This window comes from Streptomyces sp. KPB2, from assembly GCF_003950055.1.
Lineage (GTDB): Bacteria > Actinomycetota > Actinomycetes > Streptomycetales > Streptomycetaceae > Streptomyces > Streptomyces salinarius.
Window position 1 is genome coordinate 5,879,227 of the sequence record NZ_CP034353.1, and the last position, 22,953, is coordinate 5,902,179.

At 71.3% G+C, this 22,953-nt stretch carries 17 protein-coding genes; 9 read left to right on the plus strand and 8 right to left on the minus strand.

Annotation, left to right across the window (positions count from 1 at the left end):
- Positions 1-79 precede the first annotated feature (79 nt).
- On the minus strand, positions 80-1,441 hold the full coding sequence (gene glnA, locus D1J63_RS26435; RefSeq protein ID WP_030403969.1) for a type I glutamate--ammonia ligase: 1,362 nt from the start codon (positions 1,439-1,441) through the stop codon (positions 80-82).
- A gap of 290 nt (positions 1,442-1,731) precedes the next feature.
- On the opposite strand from glnA, the gene D1J63_RS26440 reads away from it, so the two are divergent.
- Both D1J63_RS26440 and D1J63_RS26445 read left to right on the plus strand, forming a co-directional pair.
- Entirely contained in the window at positions 1,732-2,406 is a 675-nt protein-coding gene (locus tag D1J63_RS26440) for a DUF3105 domain-containing protein (protein ID WP_102930237.1), read from the plus strand.
- Entirely contained in the window at positions 2,403-3,038 is a 636-nt protein-coding gene (locus D1J63_RS26445; protein WP_125632256.1) for a DUF305 domain-containing protein, read from the plus strand. Before D1J63_RS26440 ends, D1J63_RS26445 begins: the two co-directional genes overlap by 4 nt.
- Here the strand turns inward: D1J63_RS26445 and D1J63_RS26450 are convergent.
- Both D1J63_RS26450 and D1J63_RS26455 read right to left on the minus strand, forming a co-directional pair.
- The gene (locus D1J63_RS26450; RefSeq protein ID WP_102930235.1) at positions 3,022-3,468 is read right to left on the minus strand and encodes a VOC family protein; all 447 of its coding nucleotides are present in this window, start codon (positions 3,466-3,468) and stop codon (positions 3,022-3,024) included. The two genes, D1J63_RS26445 and D1J63_RS26450, sit on opposite strands and share 17 nt — an antisense overlap.
- 50 nt (positions 3,469-3,518) lie before the next feature.
- Positions 3,519-3,767, minus strand: coding sequence for a hypothetical protein (locus D1J63_RS26455; RefSeq protein WP_125632258.1), 249 nt, complete (start codon positions 3,765-3,767; stop codon positions 3,519-3,521).
- 166 nt (positions 3,768-3,933) lie between these two features.
- Here D1J63_RS26455 and D1J63_RS26465 point away from each other — a divergent pair, with 166 nt between their 5' ends.
- A complete protein-coding gene (locus tag D1J63_RS26465) occupies positions 3,934-6,933 on the plus strand; it encodes a bifunctional [glutamine synthetase] adenylyltransferase/[glutamine synthetase]-adenylyl-L-tyrosine phosphorylase (RefSeq protein ID WP_125632262.1) in 3,000 nt (999 codons plus the stop codon).
- A 28-nt stretch (positions 6,934-6,961) separates the two neighbouring features.
- Here the strand turns inward: D1J63_RS26465 and D1J63_RS26470 are convergent, their stop codons facing one another.
- Positions 6,962-7,873, minus strand: coding sequence for a phosphatase PAP2 family protein (locus D1J63_RS26470; protein WP_125632264.1), 912 nt, complete (start codon positions 7,871-7,873; stop codon positions 6,962-6,964).
- A gap of 92 nt (positions 7,874-7,965) precedes the next feature.
- Entirely contained in the window at positions 7,966-9,000 is a 1,035-nt protein-coding gene (locus D1J63_RS26475; protein WP_125632266.1) for a LacI family DNA-binding transcriptional regulator, read from the minus strand.
- A gap of 390 nt (positions 9,001-9,390) precedes the next feature.
- Between D1J63_RS26475 and D1J63_RS26480 the strand changes: the two genes are divergently transcribed.
- From D1J63_RS26480 to D1J63_RS26505, 6 genes are all read left to right on the plus strand, one after another.
- The gene (locus D1J63_RS26480; RefSeq protein WP_125632268.1) at positions 9,391-10,662 is read left to right on the plus strand and encodes an extracellular solute-binding protein; all 1,272 of its coding nucleotides are present in this window, start codon (positions 9,391-9,393) and stop codon (positions 10,660-10,662) included.
- Between the two features lie 114 nt (positions 10,663-10,776).
- Complete coding sequence (locus D1J63_RS26485; protein WP_102927406.1) at positions 10,777-11,781, plus strand: sugar ABC transporter permease; 1,005 nt, start codon at positions 10,777-10,779, stop codon at positions 11,779-11,781.
- A 13-nt stretch (positions 11,782-11,794) separates the two neighbouring features.
- Positions 11,795-12,706 carry an ABC transporter permease subunit gene (locus tag D1J63_RS26490; protein WP_102927407.1) on the plus strand — a complete coding sequence of 304 codons (912 nt, stop codon included), beginning with the start codon at positions 11,795-11,797 and terminating at the stop codon, positions 12,704-12,706.
- A 147-nt stretch (positions 12,707-12,853) separates the two neighbouring features.
- A complete protein-coding gene (locus D1J63_RS26495; protein ID WP_125632270.1) occupies positions 12,854-14,536 on the plus strand; it encodes a glycoside hydrolase family 13 protein in 1,683 nt (560 codons plus the stop codon).
- Positions 14,537-14,738: 202 nt separating this feature from the next.
- A complete protein-coding gene (gene pulA / locus D1J63_RS26500; protein WP_164712985.1) occupies positions 14,739-20,153 on the plus strand; it encodes a pullulanase-type alpha-1,6-glucosidase in 5,415 nt (1,804 codons plus the stop codon).
- Between the two features lie 65 nt (positions 20,154-20,218).
- On the plus strand, positions 20,219-20,578 hold the full coding sequence (locus tag D1J63_RS26505; RefSeq protein ID WP_125632274.1) for a 5-carboxymethyl-2-hydroxymuconate Delta-isomerase: 360 nt from the start codon (positions 20,219-20,221) through the stop codon (positions 20,576-20,578).
- 21 nt (positions 20,579-20,599) lie between these two features.
- Here the strand turns inward: D1J63_RS26505 and D1J63_RS26510 are convergent, their stop codons facing one another.
- From D1J63_RS26510 to D1J63_RS26520, 3 genes are read right to left on the minus strand one after another with little or no spacing between them, the layout of a single operon-like run.
- Complete coding sequence (locus D1J63_RS26510) at positions 20,600-21,064, minus strand: hypothetical protein (protein ID WP_125632276.1); 465 nt, start codon at positions 21,062-21,064, stop codon at positions 20,600-20,602.
- Positions 21,061-21,753, minus strand: a complete 693-nt coding sequence (locus D1J63_RS26515) for a TetR/AcrR family transcriptional regulator (RefSeq protein WP_125632278.1) — start codon at positions 21,751-21,753, stop codon at positions 21,061-21,063. Before D1J63_RS26515 ends, D1J63_RS26510 begins: the two co-directional genes overlap by 4 nt.
- 57 nt (positions 21,754-21,810) lie before the next feature.
- A complete protein-coding gene (locus D1J63_RS26520; RefSeq protein ID WP_241235613.1) occupies positions 21,811-22,941 on the minus strand; it encodes a PDR/VanB family oxidoreductase in 1,131 nt (376 codons plus the stop codon).
- Positions 22,942-22,953 lie beyond the last annotated feature (12 nt).

Here is a 22,953-nt window from a genome sequence, read left to right on the forward strand (position 1 = left end):
GGGGTGTGACACATCGAGGGCCGGCGGTTCGTGACCGCCGGCCCTCGTGTCCGCGCGGCTGGACAGCCGCCGGTCGGCCCTACAGCACCGGCAGCGACTTCTTCAGCTCGAACGCCGTGACCTGGGAGCGGTACTCCTCCCACTCCTGGCGCTTGTTGCGGAGGAAGAAGTCGAAGACGTGCTCGCCCAGGGTCTCGGCGACCAGGTCGCTGCGTTCCATCAGGGCGAGAGCCTCGCCCAGGTTCTGGGGGAGGGGTTCGATGCCCAGGGCGCGGCGCTCGGCGTCGGAGAGGGCCCAGACGTCGTCCTCGGCGCCCGGCGGGAGCTCGTAGCCCTCCTCGATGCCCTTGAGACCGGCGGCGAGGAGGACGGCGTAGGTCAGGTACGGGTTGGCGCCGGAGTCGATGGAGCGGACCTCGACGCGGGCCGAGCCGGTCTTGCCGGGCTTGTACATCGGGACCCGGACCAGGGCCGAGCGGTTGTTGTGGCCCCAGCAGATGTAGGACGGGGCCTCGCCGCCCGCGCCCGCCGTGCGCTCCGTGCCGCCCCAGATCCGCTTGTAGGAGTTCACCCACTGGTTGGTGACCGCCGACGTCTCCGCCGCGTGCCGCAGCAGGCCCGCGATGAAGGAGCGGCCGACCTTGGAGAGCTGGTACTCGGCGCCCGACTCGTAGAACGCGTTGCGGTCGCCCTCGAAGAGGGACAGGTGCGAGTGCATGCCCGAGCCGGGGTACTCCGAGAACGGCTTCGGCATGAAGGTGGCCTGGAGACCCTGTTCCAGGGCCACCTGCTTCATGACCAGGCGGAACGTCATGATGTTGTCGGCCGTGGAGAGCGCGTCGGCGTAGCGCAGGTCGATCTCCTGCTGGCCGGGGGCACCCTCGTGGTGGGAGAACTCCACCGAGATGCCCATCGACTCCAGCATCGTGATCGCCTGGCGGCGGAAGTCCATGCCGATGTTCTGCGGGGTGTGGTCGAAGTAGCCGGAGTTGTCGGCGGGGGTCGGCACCGAGCCGTCGACCGGCTTGTCCTTCAGCAGGAAGAACTCGATCTCCGGGTGGGTGTAGAAGGTGAAGCCCAGGTCGGAGGTGCGGGCCAGGGCGCGCTTGAGGACGTAGCGCGGGTCCGCGAAGGACGGCGAGCCGTCCGGCATGAGGATGTCGCAGAACATGCGGGCCGTGCCGGGGGCCTCCGCGCGCCAGGGCAGGACCTGGAAGGTGGAGGGGTCCGGCTTGGCGATCATGTCGGACTCGTAGACCCGGGCGAAACCCTCGATCGCGGAGCCGTCGAAGCCGATGCCCTCGTCGAAGGCCTGCTCCAGCTCGGCCGGGGCCACGGCGACGGACTTGAGGAAGCCCAGCACGTCCGTGAACCACAGGCGTACGAACCGGATGTCGCGCTCCTCCAGCGTCCGGATCACGAACTCCTGCTGCTTGTCCATCTTCCGCTTCCCCATCCTTGCTGGTCAGGCCGCCTGTATCCGATGCGGCGGGAGGTGGCCCTGCACCTGAGCATCACACCACAGCGCCGTTACGTACGCGTTGCCGACCTCGCTGGGCCGGCCCACCCCGTGACCGCAGCGTAGAGGCCACCTGTTCGATCGGGCCATTCCTGCGATCCGGCCGGGACAGATCCTGTGCCCGGCCTACGAAGGACCGGCCTCGCCCCATTACGATCAGCGGACCTCACGCTCCTCCGTCCCGAGATTTCTTCCCAGAAGGGCAACACCCCATGGGTTCCGCCAAGAAGAGCAGCAACACGGCGCGACAGGCCCGCATAGCCGAGATGCGGCGTGCCGAGGAGGCCCGCAACCGCCGCAACCGGATCCTCACGATCACGCTCAGTACCGTGGTCGTCGCCGCTCTCGTCGTCGGCGGCGTCCTCGTGGTCCGCTCGCAGTCCGACGACTCGGACGGCATGGAGTCGAAGGGCGACGGGACGAAGACCTCCGGCAAGTTCGTCACCGGTGCCGACGGGCTGCGCACCTGGGAGGGCGACCTCGGCCGCAACCACGTCACCGAGAAGGTGACCTACCCCGTCGAACCCCCCGTCGGCGGCGACCACAACCAGGTCTGGATGAACTGCAACGGCGACGTCTACACCAAGCCGCTGAACAACGAGAACGCCGTGCACTCGCTGGAGCACGGCGCCGTCTGGGTGACGTACACCGACAAGGCGCCCAAGGCCGACGTGGAGAAGCTGGCCGCCAAGGTCAAGAAGACGCCGTACTCGCTGATGAGCCCCGACGACAAGCAGAAGGACCCGATCGTGCTGTCCGCCTGGGGGCACCAGCGCACGGTGACCGGCGCCGACGACCCGAACGTGGACAAGTTCTTCGAGAAGTTCGTCCAGGGCGAGCAGACCCCCGAGCCGGGGGCCGCGTGCACCAACGGGCTCTCCCAGTGACGGCGCAACGGACCGGCTGGATCGCCGGTGCCGCGGCGGCGGTGCTCGTCGCGGCCGGCGGCATCACCTACGCGGTCGCCGGGGACGACGGCGGCACCCGGGCCCCGTCCGCCGACTCCGCGGACGCCGGGTTCGCGCGGGACATGTCGGTCCACCACCAGCAGGCCGTGGAGATGTCGTACATCGTGCGCGACCGCACCGACGACGAGGAGGTGCGGCGGCTCGCGTACGACATCGCGCAGACCCAGGCCAACCAGCGCGGCATGATGATCGGCTGGCTCGACCTGTGGGCGCTGCCCAAGGTGTCGTCCGACCCGCCGATGACCTGGATGGGCATGGGCGACGCGCCCTCCGCCGGCGAGGGCTCGCTGATGCCGGGCATGGCCACCGACGCGGAGATGAAGAAGCTCGGCACGCTGAACGGCAAGCAGGCCGAGATCTTCTACCTCCAGCTGATGACCGAGCACCACAAGGGCGGCGTCCACATGGCGAAGGGGTGCGTCGAGCGGTGCACGGTCGGCGTGGAGAAGCGGCTGGCCCAGGGCATGGTGGAGTCCCAGGAGTCGGAGATCCGGCTGATGGCCGACCTGCTGGCCGAGCGGGGCGCGAAGCCGGTCAGCCCTCGCGCTTGAGGTCGGCCAGCACCTTGTGCAGCGGTTCCGCCACCCGGCGCCGGTACTCCTGGATCGCCCAGCCGTTGCCGTCCGGGTCCTTGAAGTACATGAAGGTCGCGCCGTCGTCCGGGGCGTACTGCACCGGCTCCGACACCTCCAGGCCCCGCGCGGTCAGCTCCGCGTGGGCCGCCTTGATGTCGGCGACGCAGAGCTGGAGGCCCTGGTACGAGCCCGGTTCCGGCTTGGTCTGGCCCTGGGCCATGTCCCAGATGGCGTCCCCGAGGGCAACCGAGCAGCCGGAGCCCGGGGGCGTCAGCTGGACGATGCGCATGCCCGGCATGACCTCCTGGTCGATGTCGACGTGGAAGCCGACCTTGTCCCGGTAGAAGTCCCGGGCGCGGTCGATGTCGGAGACGGGGAGCGGGATGACTTCGAGCGTGAAGTCCATGGCATGACTCCTTGGGCTTGCGTCGGTCGCGGTGTCAGTCGAGCACAGCGTCAGTAGGGGGCGCCTTCCGGCGCACGCGGGTCCGCTGCCGCCCGGGCCTCGGTGATCGAGTCGAGCAGGCGCCGGGCGTTCGCGGGCGAGCGGAGCAGATACAGCGTTTCCGCGCATGTCGGCGAGTACTCTTCCGGCGCAAGCGGCACGTCTCCCTCGCGGCGTGAGTCGTGGACCAGTGCGGCGTCCTCGCCCACCTGCCGGGGCGGCGGGGCCGGACGGTGCCGGGGTCGGCCATCACGGGACACGGCATCATCTCTTCCTGCTTCCTGGGGAGCGCCTGGTACAAGCTATCGCCTTTGCACGCCGGGCAGACCCTGTTCGGTGCTCCGCGGCCGTTCCCCGGTTACGCTCGGCCCGTACGACCTTGATCCCGCGGAGCCCGTGGCCCGCACAGTGCGACAGGAGGCCGAGATGACGGCGCCGGGGCGCAGGAGCAGTACCTTCACGCGGCTGCTGCGGCACGGTTTCACCGACCCCTCCGCCGCCGAACGGCTCCTCGACGGCGCCGAGCTGGCCGAGCTGCGCGCCGACCCCGTCCTCCTGGAGGCCCTGGGCGCGACCGCCGACCCGGACCTCGCCCTGCACGGACTGGTGCGGCTCCTGGAGGCGCAGCCCGACCCCACCGCCCGGCAGGAGCTGCTGGACACCCTGATAGCGGCCAAGCCGCTGCGCGACCGTCTCCTCGGAGTGCTCGGCGCCAGCGAGGCGCTCGGCGACCACCTCGCCCGGCACGCCGGGGACTGGCAGGCCCTGGTGACGTACGAGCCGCGGGACCTGCACCGCGGGGTCGAGGAGTTCGAGCGGGGGCTCGCCGAGGCCACCGACCCGGTCTCCCTGCGCGTCGCCTACCGGCGCTGCCTGCTGTCCATCGCCGCCCGCGACGTGTGCGGCACGATCGACGTCGCCGAGACCGCCGCCGAGCTGGCCGACCTCGCCACCGCCACCCTGCGCGCCGCCCTGGCCCTCGCCGAGGCCGCCGCACCCGAGGACGCGGCGCGCTGCCGGCTCGCGGTGATCGCGATGGGCAAGTGCGGCGGACACGAGCTGAACTACGTCTCCGACGTCGACGTGATCTTCGTGGGCGAGCCCGCCGACGGCGTGGACGTCGACGAGACCAAGGCGCTGCGCGCCGCCACCGCGCTCGCCTCGCACATGATGCGGATCTGCTCGGAGACCACCGTCGAGGGCTCCATCTGGCCGGTCGACGCCAACCTCCGGCCCGAGGGCCGCAACGGCCCGCTGGTGCGCACCCTCAGCAGCCACGTCGCCTACTACCAGCGCTGGGCCAAGACCTGGGAGTTCCAGGCGCTGCTCAAGGCCCGCCCGGTGGCCGGCGACCCCGGCCTCGGCGCCGAGTACGTCGCCGCCCTCCAGCCCCTGGTGTGGCAGGCCGTCGACCGCGAGAACTTCGTCCCCGACGTGCAGAAGATGCGCCGCCGGGTGGTGGAGAACATCCCCGTCGCCGAGGTCGACCGGCAGCTCAAGCTGGGCCCCGGCGGACTCAGGGACGTCGAGTTCGCCGTGCAGCTCCTCCAGTTGGTGCACGGACGGGCCGACACTTCCCTGCACAGCGGCACGACCCTGGACGCGCTGGAGGCGCTCGCCGCGGGCGGCTACGTCGGCCGCGTCGACGCCGCCCAGCTCGACGAGGCGTACCGGTTCCTGCGCTCCATGGAGCACCGCATCCAGCTGCACCGGCTGCGCCGCACCCACCTGGTGCCCGAGGACGAGGCCGACCTGCGCCGCCTCGGCCGCTCGCTGGGCCTGCGCACCGACCCCGTCGCCGGGCTGCTGCGCGCCTGGAGGCGGCACGCCTCCGTCGTCCGCCGGCTGCACGAGAAGCTGTTCTACCGGCCGCTGCTCGACGCCGTCGCCCAGCTCGCCCCCGGCGAGGCCCGGCTCAGCCCCGAGGCGGCCCGGGAGCGCCTGGTCGCCCTCGGGTACGCCGATCCGGCCGCCGCCCTGCGGCACCTGGAGGCGCTGGCGTCCGGCGTCACCCGCAAGGCCGCCATCCAGCGCACCCTGCTGCCGGTGCTGCTCGGCTGGTTCGCCGACTCCGCCGACCCGGACACCGGGCTGCTCAACTTCCGCAAGGTCTCCGACGCCCTCGGCACCACCCCCTGGTACCTCAGGCTGCTGCGCGACGAGGGCGCCGCCGCCGAGAACCTCGCCCGTGTCCTGTCGGCCGGGCGGCTCGCCCCCGACCTGCTGATGCGGGCCCCGGAGGCCGTCGCGCTGCTCGGCGACGGGGTCGCCGGGGGACTGCGGCCGCGCGGGCGGGCCCAGCTGGAGCAGGAGACCCTCGCCGCGGTCCGCCGCGCCGACGACGCCGTACAGGCCGTCACCGCCGTGCGCGGCGTACGGCGCCGGGAGCTGTTCCGCACCGCCGCCGCCGACATCGTCGGCTCCTACGGCACCGAGGCCCAGCCCGTCGAGGCCGACCAGGGCGCCCTGGTGGACCTGGTCGGCGGCGCGGTGTCCGACCTGACGGCGGCGACACTGGCGGGGACGCTGCGGGCGGTCGTACGGGACAAGTGGGGCGACGTCCTGCCCACCCGGTTCGCGATCATCGGCATGGGCCGCTTCGGCGGACACGAGCTGGGCTACGGCTCCGACGCCGACGTGCTCTTCGTGCACGAGCCCCGCGACGGGGTGGACGAGCGGGAGGCCGGGGACGCCGCCAACAAGGTCGTCGCCGAGATGCGCCGCCTGCTCCAGGTGCCGAGCGCCGACCCGCCCCTGCTGATCGACGCCGACCTGCGGCCCGAGGGCCGGTCGGGGCCCCTGGTGCGGACCCTCAAGTCGTACGAGGCCTACTACCGGCGCTGGTCCCTCGGGTGGGAGTCGCACGCGCTGCTGCGGGCCGAGTTCGTCGCCGGCGACGAGGACCTGGGGCGGCGCTTCGTCGAGCTGATCGACCCGCTGCGCTATCCGGCGGGCGGGCTCACCGAGGACGCCGTACGGGAGATCCGGCGGCTCAAGGCCCGGATGGAGTCCGAGCGGCTGCCGCGCGGGGCCGACCCCAAGCTGCACGCCAAACTGGGTCCCGGCGGCCTGTCCGACGTGGAGTGGACCGTGCAGCTGCTCCAGCTGCGGCACGGGCACGAGGTCGCCGGGCTGCGGACCACCAGGACGCGCCCGGCGCTGGCCGCCGCGCGCGACGCGGGGTTCGTGTCGGCGGAGCACGCCGAGACCCTCGACGAGGCGTGGGTGCTGGCCACGCGGGTGCGCAACGCGGTGATGCTGGTCCGGGGGCGGGCCGGCGACACCTTCCCGACTGACCCGCGCGAGCTGGCGGCCGTGGGCCGCTATCTGGGCCACGGGTCGGGTCACGCGGGGGACATGCTCGACGAGTACCGCCGCACGGCCCGCCGGGCGCGGATGGTGGTGGAGGAGCTGTTCTACGCGTGACGGCTGCCGCCTCGGCTGCGCCCCCGCGTCACTTCTGCTGGGGTTGAGGCCGGGGGTCGCGCGGCCCGGCGCTGACGGGGTGCCGCTGCGCCCACCCGTGCCGCCCCAGCGGCACGACTGCCCGCAGCTGGGAGGGAAGGGCATAAGGCATCCGCCCGTACCAGACGTAAGCCAACCCGTACCCGAACGCCAGACACGCCAAGCCCCCCACCGCGTCCAGCCAGAAGTGGTTCGCCGTGGCCACGATCACCACCAGCGTCAGCGCCGGATACACCAGCCCCAGCACCCGCACCCACGGCACCGAGGCCAGCGCGAAGATCGTCAGGCCGCACCACACCGACCACCCGATGTGCATCGACGGCATCGCGGCGTACTGGTTGGACATGTTCTTCAGGTCCCCGGACGCCATCGACCCCCACGTCTCGTGGACCATCACCGTGTCGATGAAGTGCCCGCCGGTCATCAGCCGGGGCGGGGCGAGCGGATACAAGTAGTAGCCGACCAGGGCGACGCCCGTCGTCGCGAAGAGCACCAGACGGGTCGCCGCGTAACGGCCCGGGTGACTGCGGTAGAGCCACACCAGGACACCGAGCGTCACCACGAAGTGCAGCGTGGCGTAGTAGTAGTTCATGCCGACCACGAGCCATGTCACCGAGTTCACGGCGTGGTTGACGGTCTCCTCGACGGCGATGCCGAGCTGCTGCTCGACCCGCCAGATCCAGTCGGCGTTGCGCAGCGCCGCGGTCCGCTGTTCCGGCACCGCGTTGCGGACCAGGGAGTACGTCCAGTAACTGAGCGCGATCAGCAGGATCTCGAACCAGAGGCGGGGCCGGCGCGGGGCGCGGAGCCGGCGCAGGAGGCCCTTCCCCGTCGTCTCGGTGACGGGGTGCGGAACGCCGTTCTCAAGGCGTTCCCCAGTCCTCACGGTCACGTCACCCATAGGCATGAAGTCTGCCAGAAAAGCCTTCTCCCACCGATCATCCCCCAGGCCGGTCCGGCCCGCATCCGGCACCCGGTGCCGCGAGCCGCGGATCAGGGCCGGCCGCGCTCGCCCGGTGCCGACGCCGTCGAGCCGCGCACCACCAGCTCCGGCATGAACACGAACTCGCTGTGCGGCGCGGGCGTCCCGCCGATCTCCTCCAGCAGGGTGCGCACCGCCGCCTGCCCCATCGCGGGGACCGGCTTGCGGACGGTGGTCAGCGGCGGGTCGGTGAAGGCGATCAGCGGCGAGTCGTCGAAGCCGACGACCGAGACGTCCTTGGGCACGTCCAGGCCCAGCCGGCGGGCCGCCCGTATCGCGCCCAGCGCCATCATGTCGCTGGCGCACACCACCGCCGTGCAGTCCCGCCCGATGAGCGCGGAGGCCGCCGCCTGGCCGCCCTCCAGGGTGTACAGCGAGTGCTGGACCAGCTCCTTCTCCACCGTCTCCGCCTCCAGGCCCAACTGCTCCTGGACGGTGCGCACGAAGCCCTCGATCTTGCGCTGCACCGGGACGAACCGCTTCGGCCCGAGGGCCAGCCCGATCCGGGTGTGGCCGAGCGAGACGAGGTGGGTGACCGCGAGGCTCATCGCGGCCCGGTCGTCGGGGGAGATGAACGGCGCCTGCACCTGCGACGAGAAGCCGTCGACGAGGACGAACGGCACGCCCTGGGCGCGCAGCCGCTCGTAGCGCTGCATGTCGGCGGTGGTGTCGGCGTGCAGTCCGGAGACGTAGATGATGCCGGCGACCCCGCGGTCGACCAGCATCTCGGTCAGCTCGTCCTCGGTGGAGCCGCCCGGCGTCTGGGTGGCGAGGACCGGGGTGTAGCCCTGGCGGGTCAGCGCCTGGCCGATGACCTGGGCCAGCGCCGGGAATATCGGGTTCTCCAGCTCCGGGGTGATCAGGCCGACCAGGCCCTCGCTGCGCTGCCGCAGCCGCACGGGCCGCTCGTACCCCAGCACGTCGAGGGCGGCGAGCACGGACTGGCGGGTGGTGGCTGCGACGCCCGGCTTCCCGTTGAGGACGCGGCTGACGGTCGCTTCGCTCACTCCCGCCTGGGCGGCGATGTCGGCAAGCCGTGTGGTCACAGGGGTGGACTGTACCTGTCGGCCGCCTCCTTGCACACCGATCGGGCGCCGTGGACGGCCTGTTGGGCGGCCCGTCGGACGGCCCGGCGCGGGCTGCTGCGTCATCGCGCTCCCTCGTGAAAGTGGTGGCAAGAGCTTGCAGAGTCTTGCACAACCGGCCCGATACCGCTCGGGCCCCGTAAACAAGCGTCTCATGACGGTCGCCGAGAGGTCACGCCCGGATAACTTCGGAGATCTCTTGCACATTTTTGCTGCAAGACCTTTCGCCGGGCTTTCAACGCTGTTACGTTCACGTCGCCCGACGGCGGCAAGGACGCGGTCGGTGTCGGCAGGAGCGGCGGACGGGCCCGCACCCTGCACCACACGGGCTTTCACCCTCAAGGAGAACTCATGCGGCGTGGCATAGCGGCCACCGCTCTGGTGGCGTCCCTCGCCCTCGCGGCGACGGCGTGCGGCGGGGACGGCGACAGCGACAGCGAGTCCGGCGGACCGGTCACCATCACTTACTGGGACACCTCCAACGCGACCAACGAGGCGCCGACCTACAAGGCCCTGGTCAAGGAGTTCGAGGCCGCCAACAAGGGCATCAAGGTCAACTTCGTCAACGTGCCCTTCGACCAGGCGCAGAACAAGTTCGACACCGCCGCCGGTTCCAAGGGCGCCCCCGACGTGCTGCGCTCCGAGGTCGGCTGGACGCCCGCCTTCGCCAAGAAGGGCTTCTTCCTGCCGCTGGACGGCACCGAGGCCCTCGCCGAGCAGGACAAGTTCCAGCCCAACCTGATCGAGCAGGCCAAGTACGAGGGCAAGACCTACGGCGTCCCGCTGGTCACCGACACCCTCGCCTTCGTCTACAACAAGGCACTGTTCGAGAAGGCCGGCGTCGAGGTCCCCAAGACCTGGGACGACCTGAAGAAGGCCGCCGCCACCATCAAGGACAAGACCGGCGTCGACGGCTACTGGGCCTCCACGGCCGGCTACTACGCGCAGCCGTTCCTCTACGGCGAGGGCACCGACACGGTCGACGCCGAGGCCAAGAAGGTCACGGTCAACTCGCCCGAGGCCAAGAAGGCCTACGGCACCTGGCTGAGCCTCTTCGACGGCAAGGGCCTGCACAAGGCCGACACCACCGCGGACGCCTACGCCCACATCCAGGAGGCGTTCGTCAGCGGCAAGGTCGCCTCGATCATCCAGGGCCCGTGGGAGATCACCAACTTCTACAAGGGCTCCGCCTTCAAGGACAAGAACAACCTCGGCATCGCCACCGTCCCGGCCGGCTCCACCGGCAAGGCGGGCGCCCCGACCGGCGGCCACAACCTGTCGGTCTACGCCGGCTCGGACAAGGCCCACCAGGAGGCGGCGCTGAAGCTCGTGAAGTTCATGACCTCGGCGAAGTCCCAGGAGACCGTCGCCCTGAAGAACTCCACGCTGCCGACCCGCGACGACGCCTACACCGCCAAGGTCAAGGCCGACCCGGGCATCGCCGGCTTCCAGACGGTCCTGCCCGCCGCCCAGCCGCGCCCCGCGCTGCCCGAGTACAGCTCCCTGTGGACGCCGCTCGACGACGAGCTGCCCCAGATCGCCGGTGGCAAGAAGTCCCTGGACGAGGGTCTGGGCGACGCCGAGGCCGCGATCACCAAGCTGGTGCCGGACTTCAGCAAGTGAGTCCGCGTGGCCGCCGGGTCCCCACCCTCGGGGGAGGGACCCGGCGGCCACCGGCCTGCGCCGCACCCCTGATCCTCCGATCCTCCCGATGATCGCTCCCGAAGGTGTCGAACCATGACAGTCACCATCGACCGCGCGACCGGCAAGCGCCGCGGTGACCGCGCCCCGCGGCCCGGCCTCGGCCGGCGTCTGAAAGACGGCTACCAGAAGCACTGGTACGCCTACGCCATGATCGCGCCGGTGGCCGTCGTGATCGGCGTCCTCGTGCTGTACCCGCTGGGGTACGGCCTCTACCTCACCCTCACCGACGCCAACAGCCTCAACAGCGCGCGCACCATCGGCGTCAACGAGATCGAGGCCACCTACAAGTTCGTCGGCCTGGACAACTACGCCGACATTCTGTGGGGCCCGACCGCCTACGACCGCTTCTGGTCGCACTTCATCTGGACCATCGTGTGGACGGCCGTCTGCGTCGGCCTGCACTTCTTCATCGGCCTCGGGCTCGCCCTGCTGCTCAACCAGAAGCTGCGCGGCCGCACCCTGTACCGGCTGATCCTGGTCCTGCCCTGGGCCGTGCCCACCTTCGTCACCGTCTTCGGCTGGCGCTTCATGCTCGCCGACCAGGGCATCATCAACTCCGCCCTGGACTGGCTGCACCTGCCGACGCCCGCCTGGCTCGAGGACACCTTCTGGCAGCGGTTCTCCGCGATCATGGTCAACACCTGGTGCGGTGTGCCGTTCATGATGGTCTCGCTCCTGGGCGGCCTGCAGTCCATCGACAACAGCCTCTACGAGGCCTCCGAGATGGACGGCGCCAACGCCTGGCAGCGCTTCCGCTACGTCACCCTGCCCGGTCTGCGCTCGGTCAGCTCCACCGTCGTCCTGCTCGGCATCATCTGGACCTTCAACCAGTTCGCCGTGATCTTCCTGCTGTTCGGCAACACCGCCCCCGACGCGCAGATCCTCGTCACCTGGGCGTACCAGCTCGGCTTCGGACAGCAGCCGCGCGACTTCGCGCAGTCCGCGGCCTACGGCATCCTGCTGCTGGCCATCCTGATCGTCTTCACCTCCTTCTACCGCCGCTGGCTGAACCGCAATGAGCAGCAGCTCGCGAACTGAGGCAGGAGCCGCCATGAGTACAAGCACCGCACCCACCAAGGCGCCCGCCGAGCAGGTCACCGCGTCCACCGCACCGCCGCGCAAGGTCCGTGGCCGCGGCGAACGCAGCCGCGCCGCGTCCCTCGCCTCCCACGGCGTGCTGACCCTCGCGAGCCTCATCGCGCTCTTCCCGGTCGCCTGGCTGGTCTACCTGTCCCTCGGCCCGGACAAGAACGACTACCTGCACCCCGGGCGCATCTGGTCGAAGATGACCTTCGACAACTACGCGTTCGTGCTCCAGGACACCAACTTCTTCCACTGGCTGAAGAGCTCGCTGCTCGTCTCGCTCGGCACCACCGTCATCGGTGTGCTGGTCGCCGCGACGACCGGCTACGCGGTCTCGCGCATGCGCTTCCCCGGCTACAAGAAGCTCATGTGGGTCCTGCTGGTCACCCAGATGTTCCCCATCGCGGTCCTGATCGTGCCGATGTACCAGCTCCTGTCCGAGCTCCAGCTCATCGACAGCTACTTCGGTCTGATCCTCGTCTACTGCTCCACCGCGGTGCCGTACTGCGCCTGGCTGCTCAAGGGCTACTTCGACACCATCCCGTTCGAGATCGACGAGGCCGGACGGGTGGACGGGCTGACCCCGTTCGGCACCTTCTTCCGGCTGATCCTGCCGCTGGCCCGGCCGGGCCTCGCGGTCGCCGGCTTCTACAGCTTCATCACCGCCTTCGGCGAGGTCGCCTTCGCCTCGACGTTCATGCTCAGCGACACGAAGTACACCTTCGCCGTCGGCCTGCAGAGCTTCATCAGCGAGCACGACGCGCAGCGCAACCTGATGGCGGCCACCGCCGTGCTCGTCGCGATACCCGTCTCCGCGTTCTTCTACCTCGTGCAGAAGAACCTGGTGACCGGCCTCACCGCGGGCGGCACGAAGGGCTGACCGCCCGACCGTCCAGGGCCGAGAGCCCGACCCGGAAACGTCCGGCCGCGGTGCCCATCCGACCCCGCTGCACCGCGGCCGGCCGCCTCTTCCGCCACCGACGCCTCCACTCCGTTCCGCTCCGTTTCGCTACGTACCAAGGACGACATGAGCCAGCAGCCTTCCGCCGCACCGGCCCCCACCTCCGCCGTCGCCACCGTCTCCGAGCGCCACGACTGGTGGCGGGACGCGGTCATCTACCAGGTGTACCCGCGCAGCTTCGCCGACAGCAACGGCGACGGCATGGGCGACCTGGAGGGTGTCCGCACCCGCCTGCCCTACCTGCGCGACCTGGGCGTGGACGCCGTGTGGCTCAGCCCCTTCTACGCCTCCCCGCAGGCCGACGCCGGCTACGACGTCGCCGACTACCGGGCCGTCGACCCCATGTTCGGCACCCTGCTGGACGCCGACGCGCTGATCCGCGACGCCCACGCGCTGGGCCTGCGCATCATCGTCGACCTGGTGCCCAACCACTCCTCCGACCAGTACGAGTGGTTCAAGCGCGCCCTCGCCGAGGGCCCCGGCTCCCCGCTGCGGGACCGCTACCACTTCCGCCCCGGCAAGGGGAAGAACGGCGAACTGCCGCCCAACGACTGGGAGTCCATCTTCGGCGGCCCCGCCTGGACCCGGGTCACCGAGCCCGACGGCACGCCGGGGGAGTGGTACCTGCACCTCTTCGCGCCCGAGCAGCCCGACTTCAACTGGGAGCACCCGGCCGTCGGCGACGAGTTCCGCTCCATTCTGCGGTTCTGGCTGGACATGGGCGTGGACGGCTTCCGCATCGACGTCGCCCACGGCATGGTGAAGGCCGAGGGGCTGCCCGACCTGGGATCCCACGAGCAGTTGAAGCTGCTGGGCAACGATGTCATGCCGTTCTTCGACCAGGACGGCGTGCACGCCATCTACCGGCAGTGGCGCCGCATCCTCGACGAGTACTCCGGTGAGCGCATCTTCGTCGCCGAGGCCTGGACCCCGACCGTCGAGCGCACCGCCAACTACGTCCGCCCCGACGAGCTGCACCAGGCGTTCAACTTCCAGTACCTGGGCACCCACTGGGACGCCGAGGAACTGCGCACGGTCATCGACCGCACCCTCGACGCCATGCGCCCCGTCGGCGCCCCCGCCACCTGGGTGCTGTCCAACCACGACGTCACCCGGCACGCCACCCGCTTCGCCAACCCGGCGGGCCTCGGCACCCAGATCCGCCTGGCCGGCGACCGCGAGCTGGGCCTGCGCCGCGCCCGCGCCGCCACCCTCCTCATGCTGGCCCTGCCCGGCTCGGCCTACGTCTACCAGGGCGAGGAACTGGGCCTCCCGGACGTCGTCGACCTGCCCGACGAGGTGCGCCAGGACCCGGCGTACTTCCGCGGCGCCGGCCAGGACGGCTTCCGCGACGGCTGCCGGGTACCGATCCCCTGGACCCGCGAGGGCTCCTCGTACGGCTTCGGCGACGGCGGCAGCTGGCTGCCGCAGCCGGCGGGCTGGGGCGAGCTGAGCGTCGAGGCGCAGACCGGCGAGCCCGGCTCCACCCTGGAGCTGTACCGCGAGGCCCTGGCCGTCCGCCGCGCCACCGCCGACCTCGGCGCGGGCGACGCGGTGGAGTGGCTGCGCGCCCCCGAAGGCGTCGTCGCCTTCCGCCGCGGCGACTTCGTCTGCGTCGCCAACACCACCGGCGAGTCGGTCGCCCTGCCCGCCTACGGCCGCGTCCTGCTGGCCAGCGGCGAGATCACCGAGACGTCCGGCGAGGCGAAGGTCCCGGCGGACACCACGGTGTGGTGGACCCGGGCCTGACACTCCCTCGGGCCGTCGAAGGGCCCGCCGCTTCCCACGGGGAGGTGGCGGGCCCTTCGCACGTCCGCCCCGGATGGGGCGAGCAAGTCCTGTGAAAATCCTTTCCGTTACTTTCGCAAGTCTTGCTGCAAGCCTTGCGGCAGCGCTACGGTCTCGCCGGGGTCGGACCCGAACGAGCCGTACTCGCAAGGAGCTCACGCCTGTGATACCGAGATGGCCGGTGCCTGTCGCGCGCCGTACCGCACGAGTGAGACGGGTCGCGGCCGTCACCGTGACCGCGCTCGCCGCCGCACTGCTTCCCCCGCTCGCCGCGCGCGCCGACGCCCCGCCCGCGCCCCCGTCCGACGCGAAGCTGGCGAAGACCGCCGCGCGTCACGACCTGACGCGTGAGCAGTTCTACTTCGTCCTGCCGGACCGTTTCGCCAACGGGGACGCCGGGAACGACCGCGGCGGTCTGACCGGCACCCGGCTCGCCACCGGCTACGACCCCACCGACAAGGGCTTCTACCAGGGCGGCGACCTCAAGGGCCTGACCGAGAAGCTCGACTACATCAAGGGCCTGGGCACCACCTCCATCTGGATGGCGCCCATCTTCAAGAACCAGCCCGTCCAGGGCACCGGCAAGGACGCCTCGGCCGGCTACCACGGCTACTGGATCACCGACTTCACCCAGGTCGACCCGCACTTCGGCACCAACCAGGACCTCAAGAACCTCATCTCCAAGGCCCACGCCAAGGGCATGAAGGTCTTCTTCGACGTCATCACCAACCACACCGCCGACGTCGTCGACTACGAGGAGAAGTCCTACGACTACCTCTCCAAGGGCGCCTTCCCGTACCTGACCAAGGACGGAAAGCCCTTCGACGACGCCGACTACGCGGACGGCGAGCGCCGCTTCCCCCGCGTGGACTCCGGCTCCTTCCCGCGCACCCCGACGGTCCCGGCCGCCAAGAAGAACCTCAAGGTCCCCTCCTGGCTCAACGACCCGGCGATGTACCACAACCGGGGCGACTCCACCTGGGCCGGCGAGTCCGCCACCTACGGCGACTTCAACGGCCTCGACGACCTGTGGACCGAGCGTCCCGAGGTCGTCAGCGGCATGGAGAAGATCTACCAGCGGTGGGTCAAGGACTTCGCCATCGACGGCTTCCGGATCGACACCGTGAAGCACGTCAACATGGAGTTCTGGACGCAGTGGGCGACCGCGCTGGACGCCTACGCCGCCAAGAAGGGCCGCGACGACTTCTTCATGTTCGGCGAGGTCTACTCCGCCGACACCTCCGTCACCGCGCCCTACGTCACCCAGGGCCGCCTGGACTCCACGCTGGACTTCCCCTTCCAGGACGCGGCCCGCGCCTACGCCTCCCAGGGCGGCAGCGCCCAGAAGCTCGCCTCCGTCTTCGGCGACGACTACAAGTACACGACCGACAAGGCCAACGCGTACGAGCAGGTCACCTTCCTCGGCAACCACGACATGGGCCGCATCGGGACCTTCCTGAAGCAGGACGCCCCCGAGGCCACGGATGCCGAACTGCTGCAGAAGGACAAGCTCGCCAACGAGCTGATGTTCCTCAGCCGCGGCAACCCGGTGATCTACTACGGCGACGAGCAGGGCTTCACCGGCGCCGGCGGCGACAAGGACGCCCGCCAGCCGATGTTCGCCTCCCGCACGGCCGACTACCTCGACGACGACCAGCTCGGCACCGACCGCACCCACGCCGAGGCCGCCTACGACACGAGCGCCCCGCTCTACCGGCGGATCAGCGCCCTCGCCAAGCTCCGCAAGGCCAACCCGGCCCTCGCCGACGGTGTCCAGACCGAGCGCTACGCGGCCGACGGCGCCGGCATCTACGCCGTCTCCCGCACCGACGCGAAGACCGGCACGGAGTACGTCGTCGCCTTCAACAACGCCGGCACCGAGAAGAGCGCCACCTTCGCCACCGGCTCGGCCGGCATGGCCTTCCGCGGCATCTACGGCACCGACGCCACCGTGAAGTCGGGCGCCGACAAGAAGGTCACCGTCACCGTCCCGGCCCGGTCGGCCGTCGTCCTCAAGGCCGCGGGCCCGCTCGCCCGGCCCGCCGCCGAGCCGACGATCACCCTGCACGCCCCGGCCCCCGGCGCCACCGGCACCGTCGAGCTGAGTGCCGACGTCGCGGGCGGACAGCTCAACCGCGTCGTCTTCGCCGCCCAGACCGGCGACGGCAAGTGGCGCACCCTCGGCACCGCCGACCACGCCCCCTACAAGGTCACCCACACCATCGGCGCGGACACCCCGGCCGGCACCGCCCTGCGCTACAAGGCGGTCGTCGTGGACTCGGCCGGCCGCACCGCGAGCGCCACGGCCGCCTCCAGCACCGGCACGCCGCCCGCGGAGGAGGTGCCCACCGCCGCGTCCCGCGACTACGCGGTCGTCCACTACAAGCGCGCGGACGGCAACTACGACGACTGGGGCCTGTACGCCTGGGGCGACCTCGCCGACGGCGAGGCGACCACCTGGCCCGAGACCCACCCCTTCACCGGCCGCGACGCCTACGGCGCCTTCGCCTACGTCAAGCTCAAGCCGGGCGCGTCGAACGTCGGCTTCCTCGTCATCGACAAGGACGGCAACAAGGACGTCGCCGCCGACCGCACCATCGACGTCACCGAGACCGGCGAGGTGTGGATCGAGCAGGGCAAGGAACAGGTCGCCACGGAGCGGCCCGAGTACCCGGCCCAGGACACCACCAAGGCCGTACTGCACTACCAGCGCGCCGACGGGAACTACGACGGCTGGGGCCTGCACGTCTGGGGCGACGCCGCGAACCCCACCGACTGGGCCAAGCCGCTCCAGCCGGTCCGGACCGACCCCTACGGCGCGGTCTTCGAGGTGCCCCTCACCGAGGGCGCGAGCAGCGTCAGCTACATCGTCCACAAGGGCGACGAGAAGGACCTGCCCACCGACCAGGCCCTCGACCTCAAGGCCGACGGCCACGAGGTGTGGCTGCTGAGCGGTCAGGAGGAGTACCTGCTGCCGCAGCCCGCGGGCTCGGCCGCGGCCGTCGACCTCACCACCTCCAAGGCGGTCTGGATCGACCGGAACACCGTCGCCTGGAACGGCTCCGACGGTGCCGCCTCCACCCAGCTGCTCGCCTCCCGCACCGGCTCCATCGCCGCCGAAGACGGCAGGCTCACCGGCGACGACCAGCAGTGGCTCCGCCTCACCAGGAGCGCCCTCACCGACGCCCAGAAGGCGAAGTTCCCGCACCTGAAGGAGTACACCGCCTGGTCGGTCGACCCGCGCGACCGCGACCGGGTCCGCGAGGCCCTGCGCGGCCAGGTCGTCGCCTCCCAGCGCACCGCCAATGGCGCGCTGCTCGCCGCGACGGGCGTACAGACCGCCGGCGCCCTGGACGACCTGTACGCGGACCGGGCGACCAAGGCCGACCTCGGCCCGGTCTTCCGGCACGGGCGGCCCACCCTCTCCGTGTGGGCGCCGACGGCGCAGGACGTGAAGCTGGAGATCGGCGACCGCACCGTGCGGATGCGCCGCGACGACGCCTCCGGCGTCTGGTCCGTCACCGGCCCGAAGTCCTGGACGGGCAAGCCCTACCGGTACGCCGTCAAGGTGTGGGCGCCCACCGCGGGCGAGGTCGTCACCAACAAGGTCACCGACCCGTACTCCCTCGCCCTGACCACCGACTCCGAGCGCAGCCTCGTCGTCGACCTGGACGACCGCTCCCTCGCCCCGCGCGGCTGGGAGCACTACCGCAAGCCCGAGGCCGTCCCGCTGCGGGACGCGCAGATCCAGGAGCTGCACATCCGCGACTTCTCCGTCGCCGACCCGACGGCGGACGCGGACCACCGGGGCACCTACCTCGCCTTCACCGACGAGAAGAGCGACGGCTCCAAGCACCTGCGCGAGCTGGCCGGGGCCGGCACGTCCTACGTGCACCTGCTGCCCGCCTTCGACATCGCCACCATCCCCGAGAAGAAGTCCGAGCGGACGACGCCCGACTGCGACCTCGCCTCCTACCCTGCCGACTCCGACAAGCAGCAGGAGTGCGTGACGAAGGCCGCCGCCAAGGACGCCTTCAACTGGGGCTACGACCCGTACCACTACACGGTCCCCGAGGGCTCCTACGCCACCGACCCGGACGGCACCGAGCGCACCGTCGAGTTCCGCAAGATGGTCAAGGCCCTCAACGACGACGGCCTGCGCGTCGTCATGGACGTCGTCTACAACCACACGGCCGCGAGCGGCCAGGCCAAGACCAGCGTCCTCGACCGGATCGTGCCCGGCTACTACCAGCGGCTGCTCGCCGACGGCTCGGTCGCCAACAGCACCTGCTGCTCCAACACCGCCACCGAGAACGCCATGATGGGCAAGCTCGTCGTCGACTCGGTCGTCACCTGGGCCAAGGAGTACAAGGTCGACGGCTTCCGCTTCGACCTCATGGGCCACCATCCCAAGGCCAACATCCTCGCGGTCCGCAAGGCGCTGGACGAGCTGACGCTCAAGAAGGACGGCGTCGACGGCAAGAAGATCATCCTGTACGGCGAGGGCTGGAACTTCGGCGAGGTCGCCGACGACGCCCGCTTCGTCCAGGCCACCCAGAAGAACATGGCCGGCACCGGCATCGCCACCTTCTCCGACCGGGCCCGCGACGCCGTGCGCGGCGGCGGCCCCTTCGACGAGGACCCCGGCGTGCAGGGCTTCGCCTCCGGCCTCTACACCGACCCCAACTCCTCGAAGGCCAACGGCACCGAGGCCGAGCAGAAGGCCCGCCTCCTGCACTACCAGGACCTGATCAAGGTCGGCCTGACCGGCAACCTCGCCGACTACGCCTTCACCGACACCGACGGCAAGGAGGTCAAGGGCTCCGAGGTCGACTACAACGGCGCCCCCGCCGGATACGCGGCGGCACCCGGCGACGCCCTCGCCTACGCCGACGCGCACGACAACGAGTCCCTGTTCGACGCGCTCGCCTTCAAGCTGCCCAAGGACACCTCCGCCGACGACCGGGCCCGCATGCAGGTCCTCGCCATGGCGACCGCCACCCTCTCGCAGGGCCCGGCGCTCTCCCAGGCGGGCACCGACCTGCTGCGCTCCAAGTCGCTGGACCGCAACTCCTACGACAGCGGCGACTGGTTCAACGCCCTGCACTGGAACTGCGCCGACGGCAACGGCTTCGGCCGGGGCCTGCCACCGGCCGCCGACAACCAGGACAAGTGGCCCTACGCCAAGCCCCTGCTGGACACCGTGCGGGTCGGCTGCCCGCAGATCAACGGCGCCTCGGCGGCGTACCGGGACCTGCTGAGGATCCGCAGCGGCGAGAAGGACTTCTCCCTCGCCACGACCGCGCAGGTGCGGTCCCGGCTCTCCTTCCCGCTCTCCGGCGAGGACGAGACACCCGGGGTGATCACCATGAGCCTCGGCGACCTCGTCGTCGTCTTCAACGCCACGCCCGAGAAGCAGGAACAGCGCGTCGGCGCGGCGGCCGGGACCGGCTACCGGCTGCACCCGGTGCAGGCGGCGGGCGCGGACCCGGTGGTGAAGGAGTCGGCGTACGCGGCGAAGACCGGCACCTTCACCGTGCCGGCCCGCACCGTCGCGGTCTTCGAGCGGACCGGCTGAGGGCGGGGGATCTGCGGTTAGGGTGAGCCCTGCTGTTGACGTGCCGAACGCAAACGGGAGGGCTCATGCCGCAGATCACCGTCGACTACTCCGGTCGGCTCGCGGACGACTTCGACCGGCCCGCCTTCGCGCGGGCCCTGCACGAGGCCGTCGTCGAGATCGCGTCCGCCAGGCCGCCGGCGTGCAAGACGCAGTTCCGCCGCACCGAGGACACCGTGGTCGGCCCCGACACCGAGGGGCACGCCGTCGTGCACGTCACGCTCGGGCTGCTCGCGGGCCGCACCGACGAGACCAAGGTGCGGCTGACCGAGGCCGTCCTGGAACTGCTGCGGCAGTACGCCAAGCCGGGCGACGGCCTCGCCCTGCACGCCTCCGCCGAGGTCCGCGACCTGGACCCGTCGTACCGCAAGTTCGAGACCGAGTAGCCGGACGGGCCGGCCCGGGCCTCACGAGAGGTCGCGGCGGCCCAGCCAGGCCGGCCGCACCGGCACCCCGTCCGCGTCCAGCTCGGGCTCCCGCGCGGCGACGGGCGCGGGCGGGGCCGCCTCGGCCACCGGCTCCCTGGCCGTTCCGGCCTCCGGTTCCGGCAACGGTTCCGGCACCGGTTCCGGTTCGGGTGCCCGAGGCGCCGCGGAGTCCGTCAGCAGCTCCGCCACCGTGAACCGGGTCACGAACGACTGCCAGGCCCCGTCCACCACGAGCAGGAACCCGTCGCCGACCCGCAGCAGGCGACGCCGCCGGGGGCTGAGGGGGTGGGTGGGGGAGTAGCTCCGCGCCCGTCGCTCCAACTCGGCGAGCGCCTCCTCGCGGGACCCGGTGACGTGCGCCACGACCTGGGCCTCGGTGTGCTTGCGCTCCCCGGTGCCCAGGGTCGTCTCCACGACCAGCCCCCACGTCGGCGCGGCGCTCACCGGGCCGTCAGGGCGAGCAGCCGCTCCACCAGGTCCGCGAAGGGACCGTCGTCCGGCTCGTCGGCGAGGACCCGGCGGACGAGCGCGCCCGTCTCCTCGTCCCGGGCGGCGCTCACCGCGAGCAGCGCCGCGAAGTCGTGCACGAGCTGGACCTCCAGCTCGGCGCGCGGGATGCGGCGGCCGTCCAGCCAGATCAGCGCCGTCGACTCGGCGAGCGAGATCCAGGAGCGGACGACCAGTTCCAGCCGAGCGGGCGGCTCGGTGACGTCCAGGTGCGAAAGGATCTGGACATACGCGGCCTGCCGTACGGAGTCCACCAGTGCGTTGGTCGTCGAGGAACCGACGGCCGGGCCGCCGCGCATCAGGGCGGAGAAACCCGGGCCGTGCTCGTCCACGAAGTCGAAGTACCGGCCCATCACGCGCAGCAGCCGCGCACCCAGCGGGCCCTGGTGCGGCTCCACGAACCGGGCCGCCAGATCGTCCGAGGCGCGCTGCAACGCGGCCTCGTACAGGCTGAGTTTGCCGGGGAAGTAGTGGTAGACCAGCGGGCGCGAGATGCCCGCGGCCGACGCTATCTCGTCGATGGAGACCTCGTCGGGCGAGCGGCGGCTGAACAACTCCAGCGCGACGCCGATCAACTGCCGCCGCCGCTCCTCGACGCCCATCCTGCGGCGTACCCCGGTAGTCATACGAACACCTTACCGATCGAATCCGGCCCCCGAACGGGCCGGACCGGACATCGGTGTTCACATGTCGAGCACGAGCCGTGTACCCCGGCACCGGGACACGCAGATGAGCATCGAGTCGCCGCGCTCCGAGTCGGTCAGCAGGTCGTCCCGGTGATCGATCTCGCCCTCCAACACCGTCTGCTGGCAGGTCCCGCACCACCCCTGCTCGCACGAGTACGGGGTGTTGGGCAGCTCGGCGCGCACGGCGGCCAGCACCGAGGAGTCGCCGGGCACGGTCAGCGTGCGCCCGCTGCGGTGCAGTTCGACCTCGAACTCCCCGTCGCCGTCGGCCGTCGTGCGGGGCGCGAACCGCTCCAGGTGCAGGGCGGCGCCCGCGGGAAGGCGCTCCTCCACGGCCGCCATCAGACCCTCCGGACCACAGCAGTACACGGCCGCGCCCGCCGGGAGGTCCGCCAGGAAGGCGTCGAGATCGGGCCGCCCGTCCTCGTCCTCGGGGACGACGGTGACGCGCCCCCAGCCCTCGGCCGGGGGTACCCCCGGCCCGCTTCGCCCGCCCTCCGGGGCCAGCTTCTCGACCTCCTCCAGGAACGGCATCGACGCGCGCGTCCGCCCGCCGTACAGCAGCCGCCACTCGGCGCCCTCGGGCAGCGCCCGCAGCATGGGCAGCACGGGCGTGATGCCGATGCCCCCGGCGACGAACGCGTAGGCGGGGGCGTCGACGAGGGGGAAACGGTTGCGCGGGCCGCGCACCTCCAGCTCCGTGCCCTCCTGCACCTGCTCGTGCAGCTCGCGCGAACCGCCCCGCCCGTCCTCGACCAGCCGCGCGGCCACCGTGTACGACGAGGTGTCCTCCGGATCGCCGCACAGCGAGTACTGCCTCACCAGGCCCGACGGCAGGACCAGGTCCAGGTGGGCACCCGGCTCCCAGCGGGGCAGGTCGGTCCCCTCCAGGCGCAGCCGCACCACCCCGTCGGCCAGCCGCTCGTGCGCGGTCACCAGCAGCGTCAGCGCGCGGGGGCGGGGCGGCCCGGAGGCCGACGGGCGCGGGGCGGACCTCGTCCGGGGCGGCGAGCCCGGCGTCCGGCGCCGCACCGCGCCCGCGCCCACGACGAGCGCGGCGCCGGCCGCGAGGAGCAGGGTCGTCGGCTTCCGCAGCCGTGCCATGAACGGGACAGGCTTGTTAGACATGGCGTCAATGTA